At 59.5% G+C, this 23,578-nt stretch carries 25 protein-coding genes; 10 read left to right on the forward strand and 15 right to left on the reverse strand.

The genetic code is table 11. The features are described from left to right. Nucleotides 1–459: 459 nt before the first annotated feature. A complete protein-coding gene (locus ACIPL0_RS18975) occupies nucleotides 460–822 on the forward strand; it encodes a hypothetical protein (protein ID WP_400597995.1) in 363 nt (120 codons plus the stop codon). A 128-nt stretch (nucleotides 823–950) separates the two neighbouring features. Here the strand turns inward: ACIPL0_RS18975 and ACIPL0_RS18980 are convergent, their stop codons facing one another. Then, nucleotides 951–1,694, reverse strand: coding sequence for an SDR family oxidoreductase (locus tag ACIPL0_RS18980; protein ID WP_400597994.1), 744 nt, complete (start codon nucleotides 1,692–1,694; stop codon nucleotides 951–953). Between the two features lie 131 nt (nucleotides 1,695–1,825). On the opposite strand from ACIPL0_RS18980, the gene ACIPL0_RS18985 reads away from it, so the two are divergent. The 3 genes from ACIPL0_RS18985 (at nucleotide 1,826) to ACIPL0_RS18995 (ending at nucleotide 4,285) form a co-directional block, all read left to right on the forward strand. Beyond that, the gene (locus ACIPL0_RS18985) at nucleotides 1,826–2,752 is read left to right on the forward strand and encodes a LysR family transcriptional regulator (RefSeq protein WP_400597992.1); all 927 of its coding nucleotides are present in this window, start codon (nucleotides 1,826–1,828) and stop codon (nucleotides 2,750–2,752) included. Nucleotides 2,753–2,950: 198 nt separating this feature from the next. Then, complete coding sequence (locus ACIPL0_RS18990) at nucleotides 2,951–3,613, forward strand: hypothetical protein (RefSeq protein WP_400597990.1); 663 nt, start codon at nucleotides 2,951–2,953, stop codon at nucleotides 3,611–3,613. An 81-nt stretch (nucleotides 3,614–3,694) separates the two neighbouring features. After that, on the forward strand, nucleotides 3,695–4,285 hold the full coding sequence (locus ACIPL0_RS18995) for a DedA family protein (RefSeq protein ID WP_400597988.1): 591 nt from the start codon (nucleotides 3,695–3,697) through the stop codon (nucleotides 4,283–4,285). On the opposite strand, the gene ACIPL0_RS19000 is transcribed toward ACIPL0_RS18995, so the two are convergent. Together ACIPL0_RS19000 and ACIPL0_RS19005 are read right to left on the reverse strand one after the other, a co-directional pair. Further along, nucleotides 4,271–4,579: an addiction module antidote protein gene (locus ACIPL0_RS19000; protein ID WP_400597986.1), complete on the reverse strand. Its 309-nt coding sequence runs from the start codon at nucleotides 4,577–4,579 to the stop codon at nucleotides 4,271–4,273. The genes ACIPL0_RS18995 and ACIPL0_RS19000 overlap by 15 nt on opposite strands. Continuing rightward, entirely contained in the window at nucleotides 4,572–4,874 is a 303-nt protein-coding gene (locus ACIPL0_RS19005; RefSeq protein ID WP_400597984.1) for a type II toxin-antitoxin system RelE/ParE family toxin, read from the reverse strand. The genes ACIPL0_RS19000 and ACIPL0_RS19005 overlap by 8 nt, the downstream gene beginning before the upstream one ends. 149 nt (nucleotides 4,875–5,023) lie before the next feature. Between ACIPL0_RS19005 and ACIPL0_RS19010 the strand changes: the two genes are divergently transcribed. Then, nucleotides 5,024–5,992, forward strand: a complete 969-nt coding sequence (locus ACIPL0_RS19010) for an ATPase (RefSeq protein ID WP_400597982.1) — start codon at nucleotides 5,024–5,026, stop codon at nucleotides 5,990–5,992. A gap of 69 nt (nucleotides 5,993–6,061) precedes the next feature. On the opposite strand, the gene ACIPL0_RS19015 is transcribed toward ACIPL0_RS19010, so the two are convergent. The 9 genes from ACIPL0_RS19015 to hmpA form a co-directional block, all read right to left on the reverse strand. Continuing rightward, on the reverse strand, nucleotides 6,062–6,685 hold the full coding sequence (locus ACIPL0_RS19015; protein ID WP_400597980.1) for a CatB-related O-acetyltransferase: 624 nt from the start codon (nucleotides 6,683–6,685) through the stop codon (nucleotides 6,062–6,064). A gap of 41 nt (nucleotides 6,686–6,726) precedes the next feature. Next, nucleotides 6,727–7,629: a glycosyltransferase family 2 protein gene (locus ACIPL0_RS19020; RefSeq protein WP_400597978.1), complete on the reverse strand. Its 903-nt coding sequence runs from the start codon at nucleotides 7,627–7,629 to the stop codon at nucleotides 6,727–6,729. Nucleotides 7,630–7,876: 247 nt separating this feature from the next. Continuing rightward, nucleotides 7,877–8,767, reverse strand: coding sequence for a heme o synthase (cyoE, locus tag ACIPL0_RS19025; protein WP_400597977.1), 891 nt, complete (start codon nucleotides 8,765–8,767; stop codon nucleotides 7,877–7,879). Nucleotides 8,768–8,777: 10 nt separating this feature from the next. Further along, nucleotides 8,778–9,110, reverse strand: a complete 333-nt coding sequence (gene cyoD, locus ACIPL0_RS19030; protein WP_400597975.1) for a cytochrome o ubiquinol oxidase subunit IV — start codon at nucleotides 9,108–9,110, stop codon at nucleotides 8,778–8,780. Next, nucleotides 9,111–9,737 carry a cytochrome o ubiquinol oxidase subunit III gene (locus ACIPL0_RS19035; RefSeq protein ID WP_400597974.1) on the reverse strand — a complete coding sequence of 209 codons (627 nt, stop codon included), beginning with the start codon at nucleotides 9,735–9,737 and terminating at the stop codon, nucleotides 9,111–9,113. Nucleotides 9,738–9,740: 3 nt separating this feature from the next. Further along, entirely contained in the window at nucleotides 9,741–11,759 is a 2,019-nt protein-coding gene (gene cyoB / locus ACIPL0_RS19040) for a cytochrome o ubiquinol oxidase subunit I (protein ID WP_400597973.1), read from the reverse strand. 3 nt (nucleotides 11,760–11,762) lie between these two features. Further along, a complete protein-coding gene (cyoA, locus tag ACIPL0_RS19045; protein ID WP_400597971.1) occupies nucleotides 11,763–12,698 on the reverse strand; it encodes a ubiquinol oxidase subunit II in 936 nt (311 codons plus the stop codon). A 468-nt stretch (nucleotides 12,699–13,166) separates the two neighbouring features. Then, entirely contained in the window at nucleotides 13,167–13,676 is a 510-nt protein-coding gene (locus ACIPL0_RS19050) for a disulfide bond formation protein B (protein WP_400597970.1), read from the reverse strand. A gap of 376 nt (nucleotides 13,677–14,052) precedes the next feature. After that, a complete protein-coding gene (hmpA, locus tag ACIPL0_RS19055; protein ID WP_400597969.1) occupies nucleotides 14,053–15,234 on the reverse strand; it encodes an NO-inducible flavohemoprotein in 1,182 nt (393 codons plus the stop codon). A gap of 288 nt (nucleotides 15,235–15,522) precedes the next feature. On the opposite strand from hmpA, the gene ACIPL0_RS19060 reads away from it, so the two are divergent. The 5 genes from ACIPL0_RS19060 to ACIPL0_RS19080 all read left to right on the forward strand — a co-directional run bounded on the left by ACIPL0_RS19060 (nucleotide 15,523) and on the right by ACIPL0_RS19080 (nucleotide 19,279). After that, on the forward strand, nucleotides 15,523–16,419 hold the full coding sequence (locus tag ACIPL0_RS19060) for a chemotaxis protein CheV (protein WP_400597968.1): 897 nt from the start codon (nucleotides 15,523–15,525) through the stop codon (nucleotides 16,417–16,419). Between the two features lie 41 nt (nucleotides 16,420–16,460). Further along, the gene (locus tag ACIPL0_RS19065; protein ID WP_400598145.1) at nucleotides 16,461–16,922 is read left to right on the forward strand and encodes a GNAT family N-acetyltransferase; all 462 of its coding nucleotides are present in this window, start codon (nucleotides 16,461–16,463) and stop codon (nucleotides 16,920–16,922) included. Nucleotides 16,923–16,977: 55 nt separating this feature from the next. Next, on the forward strand, nucleotides 16,978–17,301 hold the full coding sequence (locus ACIPL0_RS19070; protein ID WP_400597966.1) for a hypothetical protein: 324 nt from the start codon (nucleotides 16,978–16,980) through the stop codon (nucleotides 17,299–17,301). A gap of 254 nt (nucleotides 17,302–17,555) precedes the next feature. After that, nucleotides 17,556–18,308, forward strand: coding sequence for a YkgJ family cysteine cluster protein (locus ACIPL0_RS19075; protein WP_400597963.1), 753 nt, complete (start codon nucleotides 17,556–17,558; stop codon nucleotides 18,306–18,308). Between the two features lie 8 nt (nucleotides 18,309–18,316). After that, nucleotides 18,317–19,279 carry a GlxA family transcriptional regulator gene (locus ACIPL0_RS19080; RefSeq protein ID WP_400597961.1) on the forward strand — a complete coding sequence of 321 codons (963 nt, stop codon included), beginning with the start codon at nucleotides 18,317–18,319 and terminating at the stop codon, nucleotides 19,277–19,279. Between the two features lie 12 nt (nucleotides 19,280–19,291). On the opposite strand, the gene ACIPL0_RS19085 is transcribed toward ACIPL0_RS19080, so the two are convergent. Genes ACIPL0_RS19085 through ACIPL0_RS19095 form a run of 3 tightly spaced genes read right to left on the reverse strand, consistent with a single transcriptional unit; the run spans nucleotide 19,292 to nucleotide 23,486 of the window. Further along, a complete protein-coding gene (locus ACIPL0_RS19085; RefSeq protein WP_400597959.1) occupies nucleotides 19,292–20,284 on the reverse strand; it encodes a fimbrial protein in 993 nt (330 codons plus the stop codon). A 2-nt stretch (nucleotides 20,285–20,286) separates the two neighbouring features. Next, complete coding sequence (locus ACIPL0_RS19090) at nucleotides 20,287–21,036, reverse strand: molecular chaperone (RefSeq protein WP_400597957.1); 750 nt, start codon at nucleotides 21,034–21,036, stop codon at nucleotides 20,287–20,289. Continuing rightward, nucleotides 21,033–23,486, reverse strand: coding sequence for a fimbria/pilus outer membrane usher protein (locus tag ACIPL0_RS19095; RefSeq protein WP_400597955.1), 2,454 nt, complete (start codon nucleotides 23,484–23,486; stop codon nucleotides 21,033–21,035). Before ACIPL0_RS19095 ends, ACIPL0_RS19090 begins: the two co-directional genes overlap by 4 nt. Nucleotides 23,487–23,578 lie beyond the last annotated feature (92 nt).

Raw genomic sequence — 23,578 nt, forward strand, 5'->3', positions numbered from 1 at the left:
GTTTGCAGTGACGCTCACCTGTATTGGCTTCATGCTGTACCTTGCTTATATAAGGATGGATGAAATGCGAATGCATTTAAAGAATTGCGCAGTAGTTAATAGTCATAAATTTTGGAATCACGCAGGCGTTTGGGGTCGAATTAATATGCTTGGCACAATCATGGGGGTGGTAGCAATGCCGCGAATATATTTGCGATTTGGAGGAGTCTGCGCAGAGAACTTACAAAGCTTCCCTAAAAACCTAAGAAAAAAACTAATAACTTTATACTGGACACTTTGGGCGTGCTTGATTGCCGGCTGCATAATGGGAGCCATAGCTCAGCTAGATTTAATTTAAAATTAATTTCATCAGTTACAGGAAGGCTACTGCAAGCACAGAACAAGCGCTTTAGCATAGCTGCCTAAAGCAAAGCTTGGCATCAAAGCAATTTACATTTCTCATATGGCAGGGCAGAGACCATGCTTAAATCTATTCATGATTACACTTTAGCAATTAGTGCCTTGCTGATGCTGTTGACATTTCCCATGGGCATCTACCTCGGATACTTTAAATCCAGAAAAATCCTTAAACTCTTAGAAAAATCAGCATCTGGTCAGGAATCTAGTTTTTTCTGGGGAGTACGTGGACGTTTCATGTTCCTGGGAAATATTAATGAAATTTTGAACAACCCCACCGGTTGCCGTCACGGACTTGGCGCAGACCTTGAGGAAGTAAAAAACTTCCCAGATATATTAAAGTGGCAAATACGGCTGACCTGTTGGGGAGGTTGGGCTTGCCTTATTGCAGGTCTGGCAGCGTGGCTGACTGAAAAGACAATGTAAGTCTTATCAGCTATAGGCATCACATCAATGAGCGCCATTATCAGAACACTGTTGGCGCGTTGTAGGCAGACCAAAAAAACCGGCCGCCGTATTTCGGCAGCCGTTTTTTTTACAGCCTTAACGCGTTATCAGAAATCCTGCGAAGTCGGGCGCAGTACGATTTCGTTGATGTCGACATCAGCCGGTTGTTCGATGGCGTAGGCGATGGCGCGGGCTACCGATTCGGCCGGGATGGCTTGTTTGTAGAACTCTTGCACGACGTCAGCGCTCGGCTGATGGCCGCTGCCGAATTTCAGTTCGGAGTCCACGGCACCCGGCTCGATGGTGGTGGTGCGGATCTTGCCGCCGACTTCGTGGCGCAGGCCGTCGGAGATGGCGCGTACGGCGTATTTGGTGCCGCTGTAGACCGAGCCGCCCGGGCTGAAGACTTTGATGCCGGCCACCGACGAGATGTTGATGATGTGGCCGAAGCCCTGTGCCTGGAACAGTGGCAGCGCCGCCGCGATGCCGTAGAGCACGCCTTTGACGTTGATGTCGATCATGCGGTCCCACTCGTCGATGCGCAGTTCGGCGATCGGCGAGATGGCCATCAGGCCGGCGTTGTTGATGATGACGTCGACTTTGCCGAAGTCTTCGACGGCGTGTTGTACCAGCGCAACCAGGTCTTCGCGGCGGGTGACGTCGATGGTGTAGGCGCTAGCCTGGCCGCCTGCTGCCTTGATGCCCTGGACGATGACGTCCATGCGCTCCTGGCGGCGGGCGCCGAGGACGACTTTGGCGCCAAGTTTGGCCAGGTGGCGGGCGGTGGATTCGCCCAGACCGCTGCTGGCGCCGGTGATGACGACGACTTTGCCTTGGATGCCGTTGCTCATTTTCAATCTCCTACAGGGGTTGGGAAGTTGTTGAAGGAGAGTTTGCGTCGATTCCTTGCATCAGAAAATGGAAGAGTTAGGATTTGAAAATTCCACTTTGTGGAACACTCTTTTGTTGAGGACACAGGCCAATGCTCAATCGCATGGAGATGCTGCGGGTCTTTCTGGTGGCGGTGGAGTCACCGAGCTTCCGTGAGGCGGCGCATCGCCTCGGCACTTCGCCGCAGAAGGTGACGCGGGCGATCAAGGAGCTGGAGCGCACGTTTGCCGAGCCGTTGTTCCACCGCAGCACGCGGCAGACGGTGGTGACCGCGTTCGGGGTCGACTTCGCCCGGCAGGCACGGGAGACGCTGAATCAGTTCGACCGTCTGTTTGTTGCGCGCTCGAAAAACCAGAGTGCCGGCATTGCCGGGCGAGTTGGCATCACCGCGCCCCATGCCATCGGCAAGTTGTACCTGGCGGAGTTTCTCAAGCCGCTGATGCAGGCGAACCCGGAATTGCGCATCGAACTGAGTCTCGACGACGAATTGACGGATGCGGTGGCGTCACGGATCGACATCGGCATTCGGGTCGGCACGGTGCGTGACCGCCGCTATATCGCGCAGGCAGTGGGTCAGGTGCCGTTGAAGATTGTGGCAGCGCCGTCATTGATCGCGACCAGGGGCGTGCCGACCACTCTGGAGGAACTGAAGGGCTTGCCGCTGTCGATGTTGATCGACCGCAACAATGGCAGGCCCTGGCCATGGGTATTTACCGATGGCCAGACCTGGCTGCCGCCCTCGCCCGCGTTCTGCTGCGACGATCCGGAAACCGAGCTGGAGTTCGTGCTGGCGGGGCTGGCGTTCGGGCAGGTGCCGCACTATCTGGCCGAGCCGCATCTGAGCCAGGGATTGCTGGTGGAGGTGCTGCCAGAGATCGCGCCGCCGCTGTGGGATCTGATCGTCTATCGCACGCAGTCAGGTCCGGTGCCGCCGCGGGTGCGGCTGGTGTATGACCATCTGAAGGCGTGTCTGGCTGATCCGCAGATGTTTCCGCGTCGCTCGCTGATCAATCCGTAGCAGTCCGGCTTGCCGACGGTAGCGCCCCCCGCTCAATCGCTGCCGCTGGCAAGCCGGACTGCTACGACTGCCGTGCATTGAATAGCGTGTTTTTCATCCCCTGCCCTGCAAATCCCCAGTTCTCTACTAGCCTCAAAATTGACTGATCCAGAGCGAATGGACCATACGTTTAACCTCGCTGATCGGATAAAAACAACAATGAAAGATCCCTATGCATTCGGTTTTTACTGCGCCCTCTTTGCCCTAGGGTCGATGACCGGCGCTGTCTTCTACGAGTCCTACACCGGCGCCGGCGTGTCCGGCTCGGCGCGTGCGTATGACGTCATAAACTCCTGTTCGTCGCTGGTGCAGGCACTGGCCGCGATAGGCTTGGTGGGGCTGGCGTTCAAGGCCTACCGGGCGTGGAAAAACGAGATCATTCACAACAAGGCGCTGGGCATCATCTGGGATGCCAATGTGGCCTTTCGCGAGATCGAGCTGAGTTTCAACGAGTGGTTTTTCGGCCCCAACGCGGTGGAGCGGGCCAACAGCGAGGGCACGCGGATTACTGCGCTGCTGGCGGCGAGCCCGTTCGGGGCGAGTCTGCGCAGCTTCAAGAAGCAGTGCATCCTGATCGACAAGGTGGTGATCAAGGACGACTGGCAGTGGGTCAACCATGCCACCGAGCTGGACATGCTGGCGCGGGTGTTGAGCATGGACGCCTTTCGCCCGACCACCAAGACCAAGGAAGCGGCCAACGTCATCGACTTTCTCTACTCGCGCGAAGGCGAGGCGCTGAAACGCACCCAGGGCGAGTGGGAAATGTTGATGAAGGTGATCGAAAAAGATCTGGCGGCGCTGGAAGCGGAATACAGCGAGTGACGGTCTGAGGCAGAATGCGTCCGAACTGTTCGCTGCGCTACAGGGTCGAACGGCCATTCCCTCTCTGAGGCCGTCGCGCCCATGCTCGAACACGTCGACATCAACTCTCTGCTGGTCCACTACGGCTATTGGGCGGTGTTCATCGGCTGCCTGCTGGAAGGCGAAACCATCCTGATCCTGGGTGGGCTGGCTGCGCACCAGACGTCGCTGCAATTACCTCAAGTGATCGCCATCGCCACCGTGGGCGGCATGCTGGGCGACCAGATTCTGTACTGGACCGGGCGCCACTTCGGCCCTCGTTTATTGCCCCGGCTGCATCGCCAGCAAGCAGCCATCGACCGCGTCTCCGAGTTGATCAAGCGCTACCCCACCGCATCGATCTTCTCCGTGCGCTTCCTCTACGGCATGCGCCTGGTCGGCCCGATGGTGATCGGTGCCAGTCGCCTTTCACCTATCCGCTTTTCCATCATCAACCTGCTCGGCGCGGCCGTCTGGGCGACCCTGTTTGTCAGTGCCGGCTATTGGGCCGGTGAGGCGCTGGAAAACCTGCTGGGTAACCTCAAGCCCTATCGGCTGCCGATCTTTCTGGGCGTAGTGGTGCTGGCAGCCGGCGTGGAGCTGTTCAGACATCAGCGAGCGAAGGTGAGAGCGCGGCAATTAGCGAGGAAATGACGGCCCCGTCTGGACGGCGTTCGCACGAAGCTCAACTCCCAATGCGTGCATCACTTTCACAACAGTATCAAAGCGCGGCTTGGCGCCGGGTGACAGCGCCTTGTACAAACTCGCCCGCCCAAGCCCTGAAGCCTGAGCGATTTGGGACATACCGCGCGCTTTGGCGACATATCCGATGGCCCGGACAAATTCGTCGCTATCCCCATCGGCGAGCACCTGTGTCAGGTATTCGCTGATCGCCTCGTCCGAGTCCAGTAACGACGCCATATCGAAGGGAATCACTTCGTCACTCATGCTCTAGCCTCTTGACCATGGTTCGCGCGTGTCGAATGTCTGCATCCTGAGAGGACTTATCACCGCCAGCCAGCAAGACAATGACTGCTCCGTCGCGATATATGAAATACACCCGATAACCCTGGCCCATATCGATACGCATCTCCCAAAGGCTGCTGCCTAATGCCTTGGAATCACCGAAGTTACCTGCCCGTGCTCGGTCTATCCGACGTGCGATGGCGAACCTTGCCTGCAAGTTACGCAGTCCTGAGTGCCACGCGGCAAACGTCTTTGTTTGTCGAACGGTGTAAACCATGCCGAGTGTATCCGAACGAAGACAAAGCGCAATCCTAGCGAGCGCTCCCCGCGAGAAGGCACTACATATCTACCCCCCCCATTGCCCAACCCACTGGCGATTCAGCATCATGACCACCACGACACTCGGTCAGGGACCCGCACGCCGCCATGAAAACCACGAGAACCATCACCCGCGCGTTCTGTGTCGAGTTGCAGCAGGAGTTGTCGATCGTTGCCGCGCGGCGTGAGTATTTCTCTCAGGAGTTGCCACGGGCGCGCTTCGAGTTTCTCTGCTCCAGCGAGGCCTGCCGGGCGCAGGGGGTGAAGGTCACCGGCGTGCGTTATGACGTGAAGCCGCAGGAGCATCCGACGTTTGTGGCCGCGCATTTCCGGGCCAATCCGCATTACGAGCATGACACCAGTTGTGAATGGGTGGATGAACAGCCGCAGTCCGAAGAAGCACCGCCCGCCGAGGACGACACGCCAGAAACCCAAGTGCGCAAAGTCCGCCGCAAGCTGGACGATTACATCGATGTGTTTGATCCGACGATCAGGGACGCGCTGAAAGCATCCCCTTCTGCGCCCTCTCCCGAACTGCCAGCGACAGAAAAGCCAGCGCTCCCCGCTGAGGGCTCCGGCAAACCGAAAAGAACCGAACGCACCGAAACCCGCACCAGCAATTTCGAGCGGCTGGTAGACAGCTTCCGACAGGCCCAGGCGCAGCTCACCAAAGAAGAGCTGGCGCTGTTGACCCTGCGCGTTCCGGATCAAGGCGAGGTGTCACTTCGTGGCTATTTTCGCCATATCAAGTTCGCCCAGGCAGGTGACGAACGTCGGGGGCTGTACGGCGGCGCCCGGGTCGAGCGCTACGGCGCGGGCTTCAAGTTCACGTTTTTCGACCGCCCACAAGGCAAGTTGGCCACACTGTACGCCTCTCCGGCGCAGATGCAGGCGTATCGGCACAGTCGCTACATCAGCGAATTGCTGAGCCATGCCGAGGACGTGAAATTCTTTACCGTGTTTGCCTTGGGTGCGCTGGTGGCGAGCCCGTCGGGCAAGAGTCTGAGTGTCGAGATCGAGGATCTGCGGCATCTGGCGATTGTATTGGGGCCGGCAAAAGAAGCGTCTGCTTCATAGCAGTCCGGCTTGCCGGCAGAGGTGTCCGTGAGAGCGCTTCCGCCGGCAAGCCGGACTGCTACGAATCGTTCATGCCGCTTTGCGGGCGCGGAGATAGTCGAGAAAGCCCTGCAGGTCCGAGCCGGACAGCATCCGCGCCACCGATTTCACTTCGTCCATCGGCCAGTCCCACCAGGCGGCGTCGAGCAGTTGCTGGCGCACGTCTTCATCGAAACGCCAGCGGATGAACTTGCACGGGTTGCCGCCAACCACGGCGAACGGTGGTACATCGCGAGTCACCACCGCACCCGCCGCGACAATTGCGCCATGCCCCACAGTCACGCCGGACAGGATCATTGCGTCGGCGCAGATCCAGCAATCGCTGCCGATCACCACATCGCCCTTGCTCGGTGCGTAGTCCTTGATGTCTTCCAGGCCGCTCATCATGGCCGGAAACGGATAGGTCGTGAGCCAGTCGGTACGGTGTTCGCCGCCAAGCAGGATCTTCACCCCCGCCGCAATGGAGGTATAGGAGCCGACCCGCAGAACGGTGTCGTCGCCGAACTCGAACACTTCGGGAATCCCGTAGGTACCGGTGCCGACCTGATAGTGGGGATAACGCAGGCGGATCTTTTCCGGGGCACGTTCAAGCTTGTCCAGCGCGCGCAGGCGTTTTCGGGTCTTGCGGGTTTTCAGCAATTCGAGGAGTTTCATGCAGGTGTCCGTGAACGAAAGCGGAACGCCACCGATGCGGCTCAGGTGCCTTGCCGATGCAGCAACAGACGTTTGAAGCGACGGAAAGTGGTCTTGTTGTACTGGCGCAGCGGGATCGAACGCAGCAGGCTCCAGGCGTATTTCTTGTCGGAAACGACGGCATACTTGAGGGCCTTGTTGATGATTGCCACCAGCCCCCGTGCATAGGCCGGGTGCGAGCGATACGGTTCGATGGTACGCATGTCGGCATCGAGCAGTACCTTGTAGCGCCGCGACAGGTTGTTCGGGTGACGCCGATAGCGCGTCACGCTGACCGGCAGGACGTGGACTTCGTAGCCTTTGCTGGCAATACGCAAGGTGATCTGGAAATCCTGAACCTTGATCTCCGGGTCGTAGAAGTCGACAGCCTTGAGGGCATCCATGCGGTACAGCGACACCGGCGCACCGACGACGATGGCGTCACTGAGGATTTCGTCGAAGCTGAGTTTCTGGATCGCCGCCAGCTTCTGACTCTTGGTGTCGTTGCCGTCGGAGTCCATGTAGATGATCAGCGCACCGACACAGCCCACTTCCGGATGCTGGTTGAGGTAATCGGCACGCAGGCGTACCGACGACGGCAGCATGATGTCGTCCAGGTCCGGTGTACACACGTATTCGCCTTTGGCGTAGCGCAGGCCATGGTTGAGCGTGGCGCTGACACCCTGGTTGGCCTGGGTGTACAGCTGAAAATCATAGGTATCCTGCAGGGCACGCAGCATGGCCAGGCTGTTATCCGTCGAACCGTCATCGACAATGATGACTTCGAAATTCGGATAGTCCTGGGCAAAGATGCTGGCGAGCGCAACGTGCAGGTACTTCTCTGCGTTGTAGCAGGGCGCAATGATCGACACGAGCGGTGCCGATACAACGTCTGGCCTGATTTCCGGCGTGATGTGGTCAGTCATGATTCTGGTTATTTGTATCTCAACGACTGGATCGGAGACTGTTTCGCCACGATCCCTGTACAAAACGGATACATGATGCGGCAAAGCCATGGGCTTTGTCATGACCTGATTAGAGCCTTGCGCGCCAACTCGTGACCGAATCTGTCACGCCGGTCAGCGGCACGCTCGAAAAAGCACAAATTGCGCCCAATAAAAAACCCCGCTGTTCTTTCGAACAACGGGGTTTTGTCTGTTGCGTTTCAAGCCATCAAGGGGCTGCGTATGTGACCAGCAGTTCCTTGGTGACCTGGAAGTCCAGCGACATCGCCACGCTCAGGGCAGTGATGGTGAAGATGGAGAACACGAACAGTTTGCGCGCCCAGACGGTGTCATCCTTGGCCTTGTAGCCGGTCCAGGCCATGTACAGCCAGTACATGCCCATGGCCGCGGCAACAGCCAGATAGTTGAGCCCTGCGGCACCGCAGAAGGTCAACATCAGGGTGGCCACCAGGAACGCCAGGATGTAGATCAGGATGTGCAGCTTGGCGACCCGGATACCGCGCTTGACCGGCAGAACCGGAATCGAGGCAGCCAGGTAGTCATTGAAGCGGAAGATCGCAATCGCGTACGAGTGCGGCATCTGCCACAGGCTGAACATCACCAGCAGGGTCAGCGCCGCGAGGTCGAAGGTGTTGCTGACCGCGACGTAGCCGATGACCGGTGGCATTGCGCCCGACAGACTGCCGACCAGGGTGCCGTGAACGGATTTGCGTTTCAGGTACAGGCTGTAGAAGCCGACATAAATCACAAAGCCGATCACTGCACACAGTGCCGCCAGCGGGTTCGCCTGGGTGTACAGCAACGCCACGCCGGCAATGCCGAGAACGGTGGCGAAGGCCAGGGCCAGTTTCAACGAAACCAGGCCCTGTACCAGTACACGGTTGCGGGTGCGTTCCATCTTCACATCGATATCGCGATCGATGCAGTTGTTGAACACGCAGCCCGAGGCTACTACCAGCGAAGTCCCGATCATGGCCGCCAGGAACAGACCGAAGTCGATGTGCCCCTTGGACGCCAGGAAAAAGCCACCTGCCACCGAAAGCACGTTACCGAAAATGATCCCCGGTTTGGTGATTTGGACAAAGTGCTTCAGTGACATCAGGTTTTCCTCACTTCGCCATCATGACGGTGTGAATGCTGAACATGATCCAGACGGACAGGCCGACCAGCAGAAGGATGACCAGCGAGGCAAACGCGAAGGTGATCACGTTGTTGCGCTGAGCAGTCGAACGGTCCAGGTGCAGGAAGTACACCAGGTGAACCAGAACCTGCACCACTGCGAAGATCAGTACGACCCACAGGGTCGCTGCCTTCGAGATGGTCGGGAACATCACCAGACCGAACGGAATAGCAGTCAGGATGATCGACAGTACGAAGCCGACCATGTAGGACTTGAAGCTGCCGTGGCTGGCATCGTCATGGGAATGATGTGAATTAGCCATTTAGATGGTCCCCATCAGATAGACAACGGTGAACACACAGATCCAGACCACGTCCAGGAAGTGCCAGAACAGGCTGAGCATGCTCAGACGGGTCTGGTTGGTCGAGGTCAGGCCATGCTTCTGCACCTGATACATCAGGATCGCCATCCAGATCAGACCGCTGGTCACGTGCAGACCGTGGGTACCGACCAGGGTGAAGAACGCCGACAGGAAGCCGCTGCGGTTAGGACCGTAGCCTTCGGAGATCAGCATGTGGAACTCGTTGACTTCCATGCCGATGAAGCCCAGGCCGAACAGGAAGGTCACGAACAGCCAGCCCAGCACGCCGCCCTTGTTGCCCTTGTGCATCGCCAGGATGGCGAAGCCGTAGGTGATCGAGCTGAGCAACAGGCAGGCGGTTTCGCCCAACACGTATGGCAGTTCGAAGATGTCGTGGCCGGACGGGCCGCCCGCGACGTTGTTTACCAGTACTGCATAGATGGCGAAGATCGACGCAAACAGGATGCAGTCGGTCATCAGGTAGATCCAGAAGCCGTAGATCTTCATCTCACCGGCATCGTGATGATCGTGCGCGTGGTCATGGTCGTGACCATGACCCTTGGCGCCTTCAAATACTAGGTTGGACATGACTTATGCCTGCTCCAGCTTGTTGACAGGAGTGTTTGCCTGGGCGTTGCGGACCGAGGCCAGGATCTTGTGTTGCTCGCCTTCGATACGTGCCACTTCCGAAGCAGGAACCATGTAGCCCTGATCGTCACGTGCAGCGTGGATGACGAAGTAAACGACGGTACCTACCAGGCTCGCAGCAGCCAGCCAGAAGATGTGCCAGATCATCGCGAAACCGAAGACGGTCAGCAGAGCACCCATGACCAGACCGGTCGCCGTGTTGTTCGGCATGTGGATGTCAGAGTACTTGGCCGGAACCTTGTACGCCTCGCCATCACGCTTGGCGGCGTAGAACGCGTCGATCTCTTCAGCCTTCGGCAGCTCGGCGAAGTTGTAGAACGGTGGTGGCGAAGAAGTCGACCACTCCAGGGTGTGGCCATTCCACGGGTCACCGGTCACGTCGCGGTTCTGCTCGCGGTCGCGGATACTGACGTAGATCTGGATCAGCTGGCAGGCGATACCGATCATGATCAGTGCCGCGCCCCAGAAGGCTACGTGCAGATACGGAGTCCAGTCCGGGTTGTCAGTGGTGTTCAGACGACGGGTCATGCCCATGAAGCCCAGAGCGTACAGAGGCATGAATGCCACGTAGAAGCCCGAGATCCAGAACCAGAACGCTGCCTTGCCCCACTTCTCGTTCAGCTTGAAGCCGAACGCTTTCGGGAACCAGAACGCGAAGCCGGCGATGTAACCGAATACCGCACCACCGATGATCACGTTGTGGAAGTGCGCGATCACGAACAGGCTGTTGTGCAGAACGAAGTCAGCACCCGGGATAGCCAGCAGAACGCCGGTCATACCACCGATGGAGAAGGTAATCATGAAGCCCAGGGTCCACAGTACTGGCGCGGTGAAGCGCAGACGGCCCTGGTAGATCGTGAACAGCCAGTTGAACAGTTTCACACCCGTCGGGATGGAGATCAGCATCGTTGCCAGACCGAAGAAGGCGTTGACGCTGGCACCCGAACCCATGGTGAAGAAGTGGTGCAGCCAGACCATGAAGCCGAGTACGGAGATCGCACCGGATGCATAGATCATCGAGTGGTGGCCGAACAGACGCTTGCCGGTGAAGGTCGAGATGACTTCGGAGAAGACACCGAACGCCGGCAGAATCAGGATGTACACCTCAGGGTGACCCCACGCCCAGAACAGGTTCACGTACATCATCGGGTTACCACCCAATTCGTTCGTGAAGATGTGGAAGTCCAGGTAACGGTCGAGGGTCAGGAACGCCAGGGTACCGGTCAGGATCGGGAACGAAGCCACGATCAGGACGTTTGCCCAGGTGCAGGTCCAGGTGAAGATCGGCATGTCCATCAGTTTCATGCCAGGGGTACGCATTTTCAGCACGGTGACCAGGAAGTTCACGCCAGTGAGCGTGGTACCCAGACCGGAAAGCTGCAGTGCCCAGATGTAGTAGTCCACACCCACGCCCGGGCTATAGCCCAGTTCGGACAGCGGCGGATAGGCAACCCAACCGGTACGGGCGAATTCGCCGACGCCCAGGGAAACGTTGACCAGCACCACGCCGGAGATCAGCAGGTACAGGGACAGGGAGTTCAGGAACGGGAACGCCACGTCGCGAGCGCCGATCTGCAGAGGCAGAACGATGTTCATCAGACCGGTGAAGAAAGGCATCGCCATGAAGATGATCATGATCACACCGTGAGCGGTGAAGATCTGGTCATAGTGTTCAGGCGGCAGGTAGCCAGGCGAACCCTCGGTGGCCAGGGCCAGCTGGGAACGCATCATGATGGCGTCGGCAAAGCCGCGCAGCAGCATGACCATGGCAATGATGATGTACATCACGCCGATTTTCTTGTGGTCGACCGAAGTCAGCCACTCGGTCCACAGATAGGTCCACTTCTTGAAATACGTGACGAGACCGAGTACCACCGCACCGCCGATAGCGATCATGGCAATCGTGATCATGACTATCGGTTCGTGGAACGGTATCGCGTCCAGACTTAATTTACCAAACATCGTTTACTCCTCTGCCTGCGCAGCTGAATTCTTACCCATGTCCATCCCTTCCATACCGGCCACTTCTTTCTTCTCGTGGACAATCTTGCCCGGCTTCATACCCTCATACTTGTCGATGATGATCTGGAACAGGTTCGGAGTGACCGAGGAGTAGAGTTCAACGGGGTTACGTTCGCTTGGCTTGGCCAGAGCAGCGTATTCGTCGTTTGCCAGCTGTTTCGGAGAATTCTTGACTTCGGCAACCCAGGCGTCGAAACCAGCCTGATCGGTAGCAGTTGCCTTGAACTTCATGCCGGTGAAACCTGCACCGCTGTAGTTCGCGGAGATGCCGTCGAACTCGCCGTTTTCATTGGCGATCAGGTGCAGCTTGGTCTGCATGCCGGCCATCGCGTAGATCTGGCCACCCAGTGCAGGGATGAAGAACGAGTTCATGACCGAATCGGAAGTGATGCGGAAATTGATCGGCGTGTGAGCCGGGAAAACGATCTTGTTGACGGTGGCGATACCCTGTTCCGGGTAGATGAACAGCCACTTCCAGTCCAGCGCGACCACTTCGATGGTGACCGGCTTGACCTCGGACTCCAGCGGACGGTAAGGGTCCAGCGCGTGGGTGGATTTGTAGGTGATGTAGCCCAGCACGATGATGATCGCCAGCGGAACCAGCCAGACAACCAGCTCGATCTTGGTCGAATGTGCCCAGTCAGGCGTGTAGGTAGCGCTCTTGTTCGAAGCGCGGTATTTCCAGGCGAAGATGATGGTCATGAAAATGACCGGCACCACCACCAGCAGCATGAGCAGGGTTGCCGTGACGATCAGGTCACGCTCTTGCATGCCGATGTGGCCCTTGGGATCCAGCAGGGTGTAATCGCACCCGCTGAGCAGGAGCATGCTGAAAAGGGCCAAGAAGCCAAAAAATCTGGGGTACCTTTTTTTACTCATCTCACGACCTCTAAAAGCAGCTTTCGCATCGCAGTTGGGTTTCGACCGCCAACACTTCACCCTGCCAGGTGCTGGCAATTTCTTGGATTGAACAGGGGCCTGTCAGGAAGCTCGTGCCTCGTAACAAATCCGGGTTTAGCTGTGGTTTCTTATTCGAATGGTGGCAACCGCCTGTGCGGACCAATCCCTTGGCGCAGACATTCTGAACTTGACGCTAGGAGGCCATCCAAATGGCGTCTACATGGCGTAAAACCGCCTTCTGACCTCGATTTACACCGCCCATCAAGCGATGGGGGGCGTCAATTGGGGGCGATTGTAGATACGTAAAGTTTTATTGACTATGAGTTATTGCGCAACAGTTAATTTCCGAATCTGTAAAAATGCGGTCATATGTCGCACCTTGAAACCCTCCAAAGGCCGCAAACTTCTTAAGGAAATTGCGGCGATTTTTTGCGCAACACTTTGTTATCAGCGTGCTTTCATCCGGTTACGAATGATCCCGGCAGGTACCAGAATTACCGTCAGAACAAAAGCAATCAGTGCCCATTGAGCCAACGAAAGTCCCAGAATTGGCGGATATGGCGTCTCACAGAAGCCGGCGACCTGAAAACCGAGCGGAAACAGCGATGCTAGCGGCAAGCCATCAACGATGGGCTGCAACACATCGATGCCGCAACTTTCGGTCGGATGGCTCTGAATCCAGACATGACGCCCTGCTGCAACAATCCCGCCCACGGCGCTGAGGGTAACCAGGGCTTCGCAGATGGTCAGACTCAGGCGACCCGGCATGGCGGCACCGATGAACGCGAACACGGCGATGAACAGCAAGGCATAGCGCTGCAGGATGCACAGCGGGCACGGCGCCTCGCCCAGCACCACCTGCATGTACAGCGCCCCGCCGATCAACGCCAGGCAGATAATTCCCAGCAGCACCAGGAACTGCTTTTCACGTCGCAGGTAAATCATCTCGTCAGTCATTCACATACCCTTTGAATGTGGTGTCCATCCGGATCACTCGATCCGTGTTGTCACGTGCCCCGGCCGCCGGGGAAAGCCGGCAATTCTACCATCGTCGCAGCGGCACGCCGGAGCGGATGGTTACCCTGCCGGCATTAGCCGAACATTAACCGCAGCCGTAACAATCGACCGACACCAGACCCGTTCCCTTCTATATATATAGAAGCGTGCGACGCTTTGCCGCAGGGACCGATCGCCGCACCCTTCCTTATATATAGAAGCATGCGTCCTTATGTCGCAGGCCGACCACTTTGTCTGTCGCAGTCCGAGTTGCCGGCGACGGCGAATGTGACGACGCCGACGCTGACAAGTCAGGCTGCTTACAGACAGCGCTGAATCATTCCAGTGCCGAAGCCGGACCGAAGAATTCGTAACGGGCCTGCTTGTCCGGCACACCAGCCGCCTTCAACTGGCGCTTGATCGCCGCCATGAAGCCTTTCGGGCCGAGGAAGTAAGCATCCACGTCACGATCCTGCGGCAGCCACTGTTCCAGACGAGCCTGATCCAGCAGACCGACCGCATGGGCTGCCGGGCTGACACCGTCGTCTTCGCTGTAGCAGTAGAAACGCTTGAGCTGCGGGTGCTTGCCGGCCAGTTCTTCGATCCAGTCACGGAAGGCGTGCACCGAACCGTTGCGTGCGCAGTGGATGAAGTGAATCGGGCGCTGGGTCTGCAACGCCGCCTGCAGCATCGCCAGGGTCGGCGTGATGCCGACGCCGCCGCTGATCAGCACCAGTGGCTTGTCGCTGTGGGCCAGGGTGAACTCACCCGATGGCGGATACAGATTGATGCTGTCGCCGACGTTCAGCTGATCGTGCAGATAGTTCGAGGCACGACCGCCAGGCTCACGCTTGACGCTGATGCGGTACTGATTGTTGCCGGCCAGTGCCGACAGCGAGTAGTTGCGGCGGATTTCCTCGCCGTCGAGGAACAGCTGCATGCCGATGTACTGGCCTGCAGTGAAGTGCAGGATGTCCTTGCCGTCCGCCGGGGCGAAGTAGAACGAGGTGATTTCGGCGCTTTCCGGCACCTTGGCCACCACCTTGAATTCGCGGGCACCACGCCAGCCGCCCGGGGCCTGGGCCTTTTCTTCGTAGATGGTCTTTTCCGCACCGATCAGGATGTCGGCCAGTTGCTGATAGGCCTTGCCCCACGCCGCGATCACTTCGTCGGTGGCGATTTCAGCGCCCAGCACTTCGCGGATCGCTTCCAGCAGGCACTTGCCGACAATCGGGTAATGCTCCGGCAGGATCTGCAGGGCAACGTGCTTGTTGATGATCTTGGCGACCAGATCACCCAGTTGTTCCAGTTGGTCGATGTGGCGGGCGTACATCAGCACGCCATTGGCCAGGGCGCGCGGCTGGTCGCCGCTGGCCTGGTGAGCCTGGTTGAACAGCGGACGGACTTCAGGGTATTCGTTGAGCATCTTCTTGTAGAAGTGGGTGGTCAACGCTTCACCACCACTTTCCAGCAGTGGCACGGTGGCTTTGACAATGGCACGATCCGAAGCATCTAACATGACTGACTCCTGAGACTCGGTTGGTAAGTTCTACCTTGTCTTTATCATGAAGCGTGCCAATTTTTACTCCTTTAAAATCAACAACTTACAAACATGAAGTCATAATGACCAGACGCGACAACAGTCATAAAGACTCACGCCGTGTCATTTCGACTACAGCCTTTTTGCACCGCATCCTGCTGGCACACTCGTTTAGGGTTAAAGCCTGTCGCCGCGGGGTCGATAAACCGTCATCGAAAGCTGTCGGGCGCGGCAACGCCGTCCGACACCGCATGACAGAAGGTTCATATGTCCAAAAACGTCCGTGCAGATTCACTCTCGCTTCTGCTGTTCACGTTACGCAGCGGCAAGCTGATGGCGATCAACCTGCTCAAGGTCAGTGAAATCATCCCCTGCCCGCCCCTGACCCGGCTGCCCGAATCGCATCCGCACGTCAAAGGCGTCGCCACGTTGCGCGGCAATTCACTGTCGGTGATCGACCTGAGCCGGGCCATCGGCGAGCGACCATTGCTCGACCCGGACGGTGGCTGTCTGATCGTCACCGATGTCAGCCGCTCAAAACAGGGCCTGCACGTGCAGGCGGTCAGCAAAATCGTCCATTGCCTGACCACCGATATCCGCCCGCCGCCGTTTGGCTCGGGCAACAAGTCGTTCATCACCGGTGTCACCCAGGTCGACGGTACGCTGGTTCAGGTGCTGGATATCGAAAAAGTCATCCATGGCATCGCCCCGGTAGAGATAGTAGCCGAGCCCGCTGAACTCGCTCCGGAAGAAGCCGAGCTGCTGGCGGCGGCACGGATTCTGGTGGTCGACGACAGCCAGGTCGCACTGCAACAGTCGGTGCTGACCCTGCGCAATCTCGGTATCGACTGCCACACCGCGCGCAGTGCGCGGGAAGCCATCGACCAGTTGCTGGACCTGCAAGGCACCGCGCAGCAGATCAACGTCGTGGTCTCGGACATTGAAATGTCCGAAATGGACGGCTATGCCTTTACCCGGACCCTGCGTGAAACGCCGGACTTCCAGCAGTTGTACGTGCTGCTGCACACCTCGCTGGACAGCGCGATGAACGCGGAAAAAGCCAAGGCCGCCGGCGCCAATGCGGTGCTGACCAAGTTCTCTTCGCCCGAACTGACCCGATGCCTGATCGAAGCCGCCCGTACCGTCCAGGCTCAGGGCATCTGATCCCCTCTCCCACCGACGCATCGGCCAGCCATTACTGGCTGATGCGCCGCGATCTGGCGACTCTCGCACCTGTCGCTGCGTTGCCTGCATCGCTGCGACGTCTCGATTTCACGGCGCAAACGGCGGTCGATGCCCATCGCCTGTTGGTGCTTGGGCGTCAGTACGGCGGAGGTCAGGTGCTGGACTTCGACAGCTGGATGAACGCCTTTGAGCACGACCCCGAATACGATCGCGCGCTGTGCCTGATTCTGGCCGACGCACAAGGGGTAGTCGCGGTCGCGCAATGCTGGACCAGCGCCTTTATCCGTCTGCTGGTGGTCGATCCGCGCGCCCATCGACGGGGGATCGGACGGGCGCTGCTGGAGCACGTGTTTGCCCTGTTCCAGCAGCGCGGCGAAGGCCATGTGGACCTCAAAGTGATGGAAAACAATCTGCCCGCACGACGCCTGTATGAACAGGCCGGCATGGAATATGTACTGCGCAGCGAACTGGACCCGCGCTGAGCCAGTCTAAATCGCTGTCGTAATTGCCCAATCCGAGACAACGATGGAGATCCACATGAAAACGACCACCCTGCTCCTGCTGACCCTGACCGCACTTGCCGGCCAGGCCCACGCATCGAGCACCGAAGCATGGAACGCATTCGACAAGAAGTTGGTCGCCAGTTGCGTCGCCGCCAGTTCCCTGAAAAACGCCAAACCAGCCGGAGCATCGGCGATGTTCGACGACAGCGTCGGCTACAACGCCTTGCTGATCAAAGGTCAGTACAAGCAGGCGTTCATGAAGAACAAGACCGGCACCGAGCTGTGCCTGTACGACCGCAAGAACCAGAAAGCGCTGATCACGGAGTGGGATAACGTTACTACCGTGCCGAAGAAGTAGGCCTTCCCGCTGCATTACCCACAACTCTACTGTGGGAGGGATCCGAGCTTGCGAGGGTCGCGAAAGCGGTGTGTCAGACAAATCGCCTTCGCGACCGTCGTAACCTCCGATCCCTCCCACAGGGATGCAATGTACGAAGATATAGCCCTCCCTGATATCTGGCGCGTAACTTGCTGCAAATCACCGCCATCACGGCACGGATCCACATCCCGGTGCCGTGATCTTTTCTTTCGAACAGGCGGTCATTTCTTTCAATGAATACTCAGTTTTCCTGCGTGGGTTGTGGCAAGTGCTGCACCGATCACCACGTTCCCCTGACCCTGTCGGAAGCCGCACAGTGGGCGGCCGATGGCGGTTCGCTGATCGTCCTGATCGAGGCCTTTCTTGCCGACGGTTACGGTGTGCCGCCCGAGCAACTGGCCCACGCCACCCGCCGTTCGCTGGCGGTGCGCAGCGGCTCGACCGAAGCGCTGGTGGCCATCACCTTTGCCGCCTTCAACTCGGGACGCTGCCGAAATCTTGACGCGGAAAACCTCTGCCGTATCTACGACCGCCGCCCGCTGGTATGCCGCATCTATCCGATGGAAATCAATCCGCACATTCCCTTGCGGCCACAGGCCAAGGATTGCCCGCCGGAATCCTGGACTCAGGGCCCGGATCTGATCGTCGGCAATCAGGTGGTGGACCTGCAGTTGCTGGCCCTGATCGAACAGTCCCGTCAGGCTGACCGCGACGACATCGCCCGCAAGCACGCGATCTGTCGGGAGCTGGGTATCCGTACTACAGCGCTCAAGGGCAATGGCTTTGTCGCCTGCCTGCCGGACATGAGCGCCTTCGCCGCCGCCCTGTCGCGCTGGACAGATGCAGCACTGCCCGAGCTCACGGACAACGACTGGACGTTCCGCGTGGCCGGTGACGAAGCTGCCCGCACCCTGCAACAGGCTGGCGCACAACTGGAGACAGGCGACGCGTTGAACTATATGTTCATCCCTTTGCAGGCCGTCTGAGATCCCCGATGAGAAGCGTCGCCATTGTCCTGTTTCCCGGCGTTCAGTCGCTGGATGTCGCCGGCCCGCTGGACGTGTTCGCCGAGGCCAACCGTTATGTGGCCGATGGCGATGGCTACCGGATCATCACCGTCGGTGCAGCGCCCTACCCGATCGTCGCCTCCAACGGCATGCCGCTGGGCGCGCAACTGAGCCTCGATGACCCGTTCGACCCGGTCGATATTCTGCTGGTGCCCGGCGGCCCTCTGCTGCCGGAAAGTGCCGAAATGCCGCATATCACCGCGTGGCTGCAACAGACCACGCCCAAGGCCGGGCGCTTCGGCTCGATCTGCACCGGCGCGTTCATTCTCGGCCATGCCGGGTTGCTCGACGGCAAGCAGGTCGCCACCCACTGGAGCCACGCCGGGCAACTGGCCGAGCGTTTTCCGCTGGCGCGAGTCGAACCGGACCGCATCTACGTGCGCGAGGGGCCGATGATGACCTCTGCCGGTGTGACCGCCGGCATCGACATGGCCCTGGCGCTGGTCGCCGAGGATCACGGCCCGGCGATTTCGCTGGCCGTGGCCAAACGCCTGCTGGTGGTGGCGCAGCGTCAGGGCGGCCAGTCGCAGTTCAGCCCTTATCTGAATGCCGCTGGCGATGACAATTCACCCGTGGCGAAGATCCAGCGTTATGTCATGGAGCACATCAGCGAGCCGTTTTCCGTCGAGCGCTTGGCCGAAGTGGTATCGATGAGCCCGCGCACCTTCGCCCGCGTATTTGCCCGGGAAGCCAAAGTCACCCCGGCAGAGTTCGTCCAGCGCGCTCGTATCGATGCGGCGCGACGGCTGCTCGAAGGCAGCGAAATGGTGATCAAGGCGGTGGCCTGGCACTGCGGCTTCGCCAGCGCCGGACGCATGCGCCTGATTTTCACCCAGCGCCTGGGTGTGACGCCCACGCAATACCGCGACAGTTTCCGCAAGGCGCACTGACCGTTTCAGTCATTACTTGTAGAACAGATCCACCAGCACTTCGGCCGAGAACGGCCCCGGCGTCGGCGCCGACGTCTGCCACAACAGCTCGGCATTGAAGTCGGCAGTGGTGGAGTAGTCCTCGTTGAGCAGGTTCAGCAAGTGAAACGGCTCGTTGTACTTCAGGGCCTGGTTGTTGCGCGCATTGACGATGCGAATGCCGACGCTGTCGTTGTTCAAAGGCACCAGCACGTCCCCGGACAGCGTCCCGGACACCGGCGTGAACCGCGCGTTGAGGCTGAACGGCGAATCGCAGGTCCGGCTGGCCGCCACCGCAAAGCGCTGGAAGGTCGCCACTTCACCCACCTGCACCCTGTTGATTGCCACCTCACCGAAATCGACCACGTCCGGCAATACCCGCAACTCGGCATTGCAGGCCACGAAGCGCAAACCGCCGAGGTTGTTGATGACGTAGTTGAGCTTGTTGTCCGGCAACGGGTTCAGGCCGACGCCGCTGTCGAGCTGAAACAGGCGATAGTCCAGCAGGTCGCTGGCCGCACCCGATGGCGGCGTGGCGCCGAATTTCTCGATGAATACCGCAAACGGTAGATTGAAGCGCGCACTCGGACAGGCCGACAGCCGTTCGGGGGCCTCGTTGCAGGCCGGCACCTGCTGCTGTAACGGCACACGACCACTGCTCTGAACGTGATCGACACCGTTGAGGCTGAGCCCGGCGCGGATGCCCTGACCGATCTGCAGGTTTGCCGGGTTCAGGTAGAGATACACCTCTTCCGCCGGCCCCGGTTGCTCTCTGGCGCATTCCACGGCGATGTTCAGGCGTTCCGACCGCCATACGGCGGCGCCGTCCGGCAAGGTCGCCGGGATCGCGACGCTGCTGTCGAGGTCGGCACGAATGACGGTGTCACCGGAACCCTCGGCGCGACAGGTCAGGGCCATGGCGTGGTCGGACAGCGACAGGCCGAGCGCAAACAAAGGTCCCCAATGACGAATAACCGGCTTGATCATGGTCAGCATTTCCCTATGTATGAAGGTGCATCAGGCGCGCGAAGCTGGGCGTTGAACGACCTCTCGCCCTGGCCTTGCGCGCAGTAATCACGCTGCCCGCCGTAGTCGGTCAGCGCCTTGAACGTAAGGTGTCGCTGCCCGTCGCGGTGTGCCTGCACGAGCGGCAACGAGCGTTGCGACAGCGGCTCGACCAGCAGATCCTCGGCGACCCGCACGCCGTCCAGCGTCAGCCCTTGCAGCACAACGTGAAACGGGGTCGGGTTGTGCAGCACCAGCCTGCTCTCGCCGCCTCGCTCGATACGCCAGTTCAGGCGCTGCGCGGCCTCGGCGGGATCACCCGGCAAGCCGGCTGGCCGATAGAACACGTTGATCCTCTGGCGAATGGCGATATTCAGTTGCTGAGCCCCTTCGTGCCGACGGGGCACTTCCAGTACATACAGATGCAGCAGGGACTCGCGACTCCCCGGCATGCCGACGCCCTCATAAAGCAGGCGCAGCGGCTGCTTGCCCTTGGCTGGAAGACGCGCCAGATGTGGCGTCAGGGCAAACGGCAGATCGGCGCTCGACGCCACTTGCGGATCGCTGATCCAGGCCTGAATCAACACCTCGCGCTCGTCGAGGTTGCTGACGTCGATGGTCGCCTCACGGAAACGCCCGTCGAAAATCAACCGGGTACCCGTCAACGAAACGGCTCCCTGCGCGATACCCTGGCCGAGGGCGAGCAGCAGCCACAGCCAACGCCAGAGACTCATTGGCACACGACCTTGAGTCGGTCATAGCTGCGCTCGGAATTGCGAGGCGGTAACTGATAGGTGCCGCGGCACTGGCCATCGGACCATTTGACCAACAGTTCGCCACTGTCCCGTTCACTCAGCACCAGCGCACGACCGGTCGGGTCGACGCTCGCCAACAGTTTGCCGTGTTCGTCCTCGACCGCCGCGCCGAGAGGCAGGCGGCTGCCATCCGTCTGGGACAACTCGAACTGCACCCTGCGCCCCGTGGTTGCCCGGAAGCTGACCCGCGGCACGGCGCCGCGCCGTGGCACCACTTGCGCGGAAGCGCTTTCCAACTCGACATCGGCGCCGAGCTGACGGGAATCCAGGCTGACCCAGTTACTGCGATAGGGCTGGGCGTACGGAAGAATCGCGTAACCGTTGGCAGCGGTTTCCACCTGGCTGTGATTCGCCAGCTTCGCACCCGCGATGTTCTCGACTTCGACCAACGCGAAGGTGTCGCCCACGGACTGACCCAGGTTGATGCCACCGGCATGGCCCACCAACGAGCCGGAAGCCCCCAGCGTTAAAGCATGGTAATCGCGGCCCTGGCTGTAACTGCCATCGAAACGGCCATAGCCCGTGGTCGTGCTCAGCCTGCCGGAACCGGAGGAACCGGACTGCGCACTGTGCCCGGCCTGGACCGAATAGAAGGTGCTGCGATCGTCGAACACCTGACCGTTGAGGCCGGACAGAAGATCGTAACCGCCGCCGCTGTCATGCACGGCGTTGAAGAAGGCTCGCGACGCCCCCGCCGGGCCGCCAAGCGGCACGCTCACGGTCAGGGCCACGCGGTTGTCACTCTGGCGCTGGCCGCCACGCTCGAAGGTCTGATTGCTTTCCAGCGACAGGCTGTAACTGACGCTGCGCCAGCCGGCGTTCCACGACAACAGGAACTGCCGTGTCTTGCCGGTCACGTCCCAATAGCGCTGCTCGGAGCCGGTCAGGCTCAAGGAAGCGGAATGGCCGGGTAATGACTGGGTCAGGTTGAGTTCCAGACGGTCTTTGGCCCGCCCCACCAACGTGCCGCTTGGCGAGTTCAGTTCTTCGACATGCTGATCGAAGGTGCGGTACTGATCGGTCGAGTAGCGATACCCGGCCACCGCCAGCGTGGTGTTGGTCAGATCCAGCGTATTGGCGTAACGCAACCGCAGGCTGTGACCGCCGAAGGTCTGCTGTCGCTGCCGGCTGATCGACTGGGTCAGATCCAGAGACAGGGCTCCTGCCCCGGTGTTCATGCCGGCGCCGATGTTGCTGGCCTGAAAGTCTTCGGCCAGTTGCAGACCACCTGCAGCCGTCAGTCGCTCGGTCAGGCCGTAGATCGCCGTCGCGCTGGCGAATCCCGGTGAAGGACCACCGTCTTCATTGCTGTCGTACTGGCCGGCGGAGAGGCTGTAGCGCAATACACCTTCAGGCACCATGATCGGCAGAGAGGCATAAGCCTGAACGAATGTGCGGCGGCGCCCGTCGGCTTCGATGATGGTGACCTCCAGATCGCCGTTGGAGCCACTGGGGTAGATGTCGGTGATCTCAAACGGCCCGGGAGACACGGTATCGCTGTAGAGAATGAAACCGTTCTGACGCACTTCCACGGTGGCGTTGGTTTCGGCGATGCCCCGTACGACCGGCGCGTAGACCCGTTCGCTGTCGGGTAGCATGCCGTCGTCCGACATCAGCGAAGCCCCGACGAAGCGCACACTGTCGAAGATCTGGGAGTCGGTAAAGGTTTCGCCGACGGTCAATTGGCTTTTCAAAGCGGTGATGTCGCGCTGGGCGAAGTTGCGGTTGCTGCGGAAGCGGTACGGCCGGTCATCACCGTAGACCAGCGAAGACTCGTTACGCAGACGCCATGCTCCCAGATTGATGCCGTTGCGCAGCCCCAGATAATAATCGTCGCGGGTCTGCTGATCACGGGTGCGACGCGCACCGTTGAAGGTGTAATTGACGAAGCCCACCGTCTCGCCTTCGTCCCACAACTGCGGCGAAACATAACCACGCACGCTGCGCTGCATCATTGCCTGGGGAATGCTGATGAACAGGCGCAGACCGGCCGGCTGATAGTCGACCACCGCCGCAGGCACCTTCGCCACCAGGTCGAAACAACCGTTCGGCCCTGAACCGGTGTCGCTCAATGTGCTGGTATCCAGACCGAACTGACGCAAGGTATCCAGTGTCAGGCAGGCCTCGACATTGCCACTGGCCGGGCTGGCGACGAAGCGGACGTCGCGTCGGGCGACCAGTGAACGGTTGACGTAGATATCAACGCGATAAGTGCCCGGCACCACGCTGTTGCCCTGCAGAAAACTGTCCAGATCGGCAGGCTGGTCGGAGCCCTGGATGAACGCGGTGTTGAATTTCGAGCCTGCGGAAGCACGGCGCTCGCCGCCACCATCATCGGTCATGGCCAGTGCTACGGGTGAGTCGATCATCAGCCCCGCGCTGAAGGCGATACACAGCGGCAAAGCGCTGCACCGGGTGATTTTCTGCTGCCTGAACGTGCGCTCGTTCGCGCCACGCAGTA

Source organism: Pseudomonas sp. NPDC090208 (genome assembly GCF_044746785.1).
GTDB lineage: Bacteria > Pseudomonadota > Gammaproteobacteria > Pseudomonadales > Pseudomonadaceae > Aquipseudomonas.

Coding starts and splice junctions, on each gene's coding strand:
- ACIPL0_RS18995 (WP_400597988.1), top strand. CDS start 3,695: ATGCTCGAACACGTCGACATCAACTCTCTGCTGGTCCACTACGGCTAT.
- ACIPL0_RS19085 (WP_400597959.1), bottom strand. CDS start 20,284: ATGATCAAGCCGGTTATTCGTCATTGGGGACCTTTGTTTGCGCTCGGC.
- ACIPL0_RS19090 (WP_400597957.1), bottom strand. CDS start 21,036: ATGAGTCTCTGGCGTTGGCTGTGGCTGCTGCTCGCCCTCGGCCAGGGT.
- ACIPL0_RS18985 (WP_400597992.1), top strand. CDS start 1,826: ATGCTCAATCGCATGGAGATGCTGCGGGTCTTTCTGGTGGCGGTGGAG.
- cyoA (WP_400597971.1), bottom strand. CDS start 12,698: ATGAGTAAAAAAAGGTACCCCAGATTTTTTGGCTTCTTGGCCCTTTTC.
- ACIPL0_RS19010 (WP_400597982.1), top strand. CDS start 5,024: ATGAAAACCACGAGAACCATCACCCGCGCGTTCTGTGTCGAGTTGCAG.
- ACIPL0_RS19075 (WP_400597963.1), top strand. CDS start 17,556: ATGAATACTCAGTTTTCCTGCGTGGGTTGTGGCAAGTGCTGCACCGAT.
- cyoD (WP_400597975.1), bottom strand. CDS start 9,110: ATGGCTAATTCACATCATTCCCATGACGATGCCAGCCACGGCAGCTTC.
- ACIPL0_RS18975 (WP_400597995.1), top strand. CDS start 460: ATGCTTAAATCTATTCATGATTACACTTTAGCAATTAGTGCCTTGCTG.
- ACIPL0_RS19020 (WP_400597978.1), bottom strand. CDS start 7,629: ATGACTGACCACATCACGCCGGAAATCAGGCCAGACGTTGTATCGGCA.
- ACIPL0_RS19060 (WP_400597968.1), top strand. CDS start 15,523: ATGTCCAAAAACGTCCGTGCAGATTCACTCTCGCTTCTGCTGTTCACG.
- cyoB (WP_400597973.1), bottom strand. CDS start 11,759: ATGTTTGGTAAATTAAGTCTGGACGCGATACCGTTCCACGAACCGATA.
- cyoE (WP_400597977.1), bottom strand. CDS start 8,767: ATGTCACTGAAGCACTTTGTCCAAATCACCAAACCGGGGATCATTTTC.
- ACIPL0_RS19050 (WP_400597970.1), bottom strand. CDS start 13,676: ATGACTGACGAGATGATTTACCTGCGACGTGAAAAGCAGTTCCTGGTG.
- ACIPL0_RS19095 (WP_400597955.1), bottom strand. CDS start 23,486: ATGATCGACTCACCCGTAGCACTGGCCATGACCGATGATGGTGGCGGC.
- ACIPL0_RS18990 (WP_400597990.1), top strand. CDS start 2,951: ATGAAAGATCCCTATGCATTCGGTTTTTACTGCGCCCTCTTTGCCCTA.
- hmpA (WP_400597969.1), bottom strand. CDS start 15,234: ATGTTAGATGCTTCGGATCGTGCCATTGTCAAAGCCACCGTGCCACTG.
- ACIPL0_RS18980 (WP_400597994.1), bottom strand. CDS start 1,694: ATGAGCAACGGCATCCAAGGCAAAGTCGTCGTCATCACCGGCGCCAGC.
- ACIPL0_RS19015 (WP_400597980.1), bottom strand. CDS start 6,685: ATGAAACTCCTCGAATTGCTGAAAACCCGCAAGACCCGAAAACGCCTG.
- ACIPL0_RS19000 (WP_400597986.1), bottom strand. CDS start 4,579: ATGAGTGACGAAGTGATTCCCTTCGATATGGCGTCGTTACTGGACTCG.
- ACIPL0_RS19065 (WP_400598145.1), top strand. CDS start 16,461: ATGCGCCGCGATCTGGCGACTCTCGCACCTGTCGCTGCGTTGCCTGCA.
- ACIPL0_RS19070 (WP_400597966.1), top strand. CDS start 16,978: ATGAAAACGACCACCCTGCTCCTGCTGACCCTGACCGCACTTGCCGGC.
- ACIPL0_RS19035 (WP_400597974.1), bottom strand. CDS start 9,737: ATGTCCAACCTAGTATTTGAAGGCGCCAAGGGTCATGGTCACGACCAT.
- ACIPL0_RS19005 (WP_400597984.1), bottom strand. CDS start 4,874: ATGGTTTACACCGTTCGACAAACAAAGACGTTTGCCGCGTGGCACTCA.
- ACIPL0_RS19080 (WP_400597961.1), top strand. CDS start 18,317: ATGAGAAGCGTCGCCATTGTCCTGTTTCCCGGCGTTCAGTCGCTGGAT.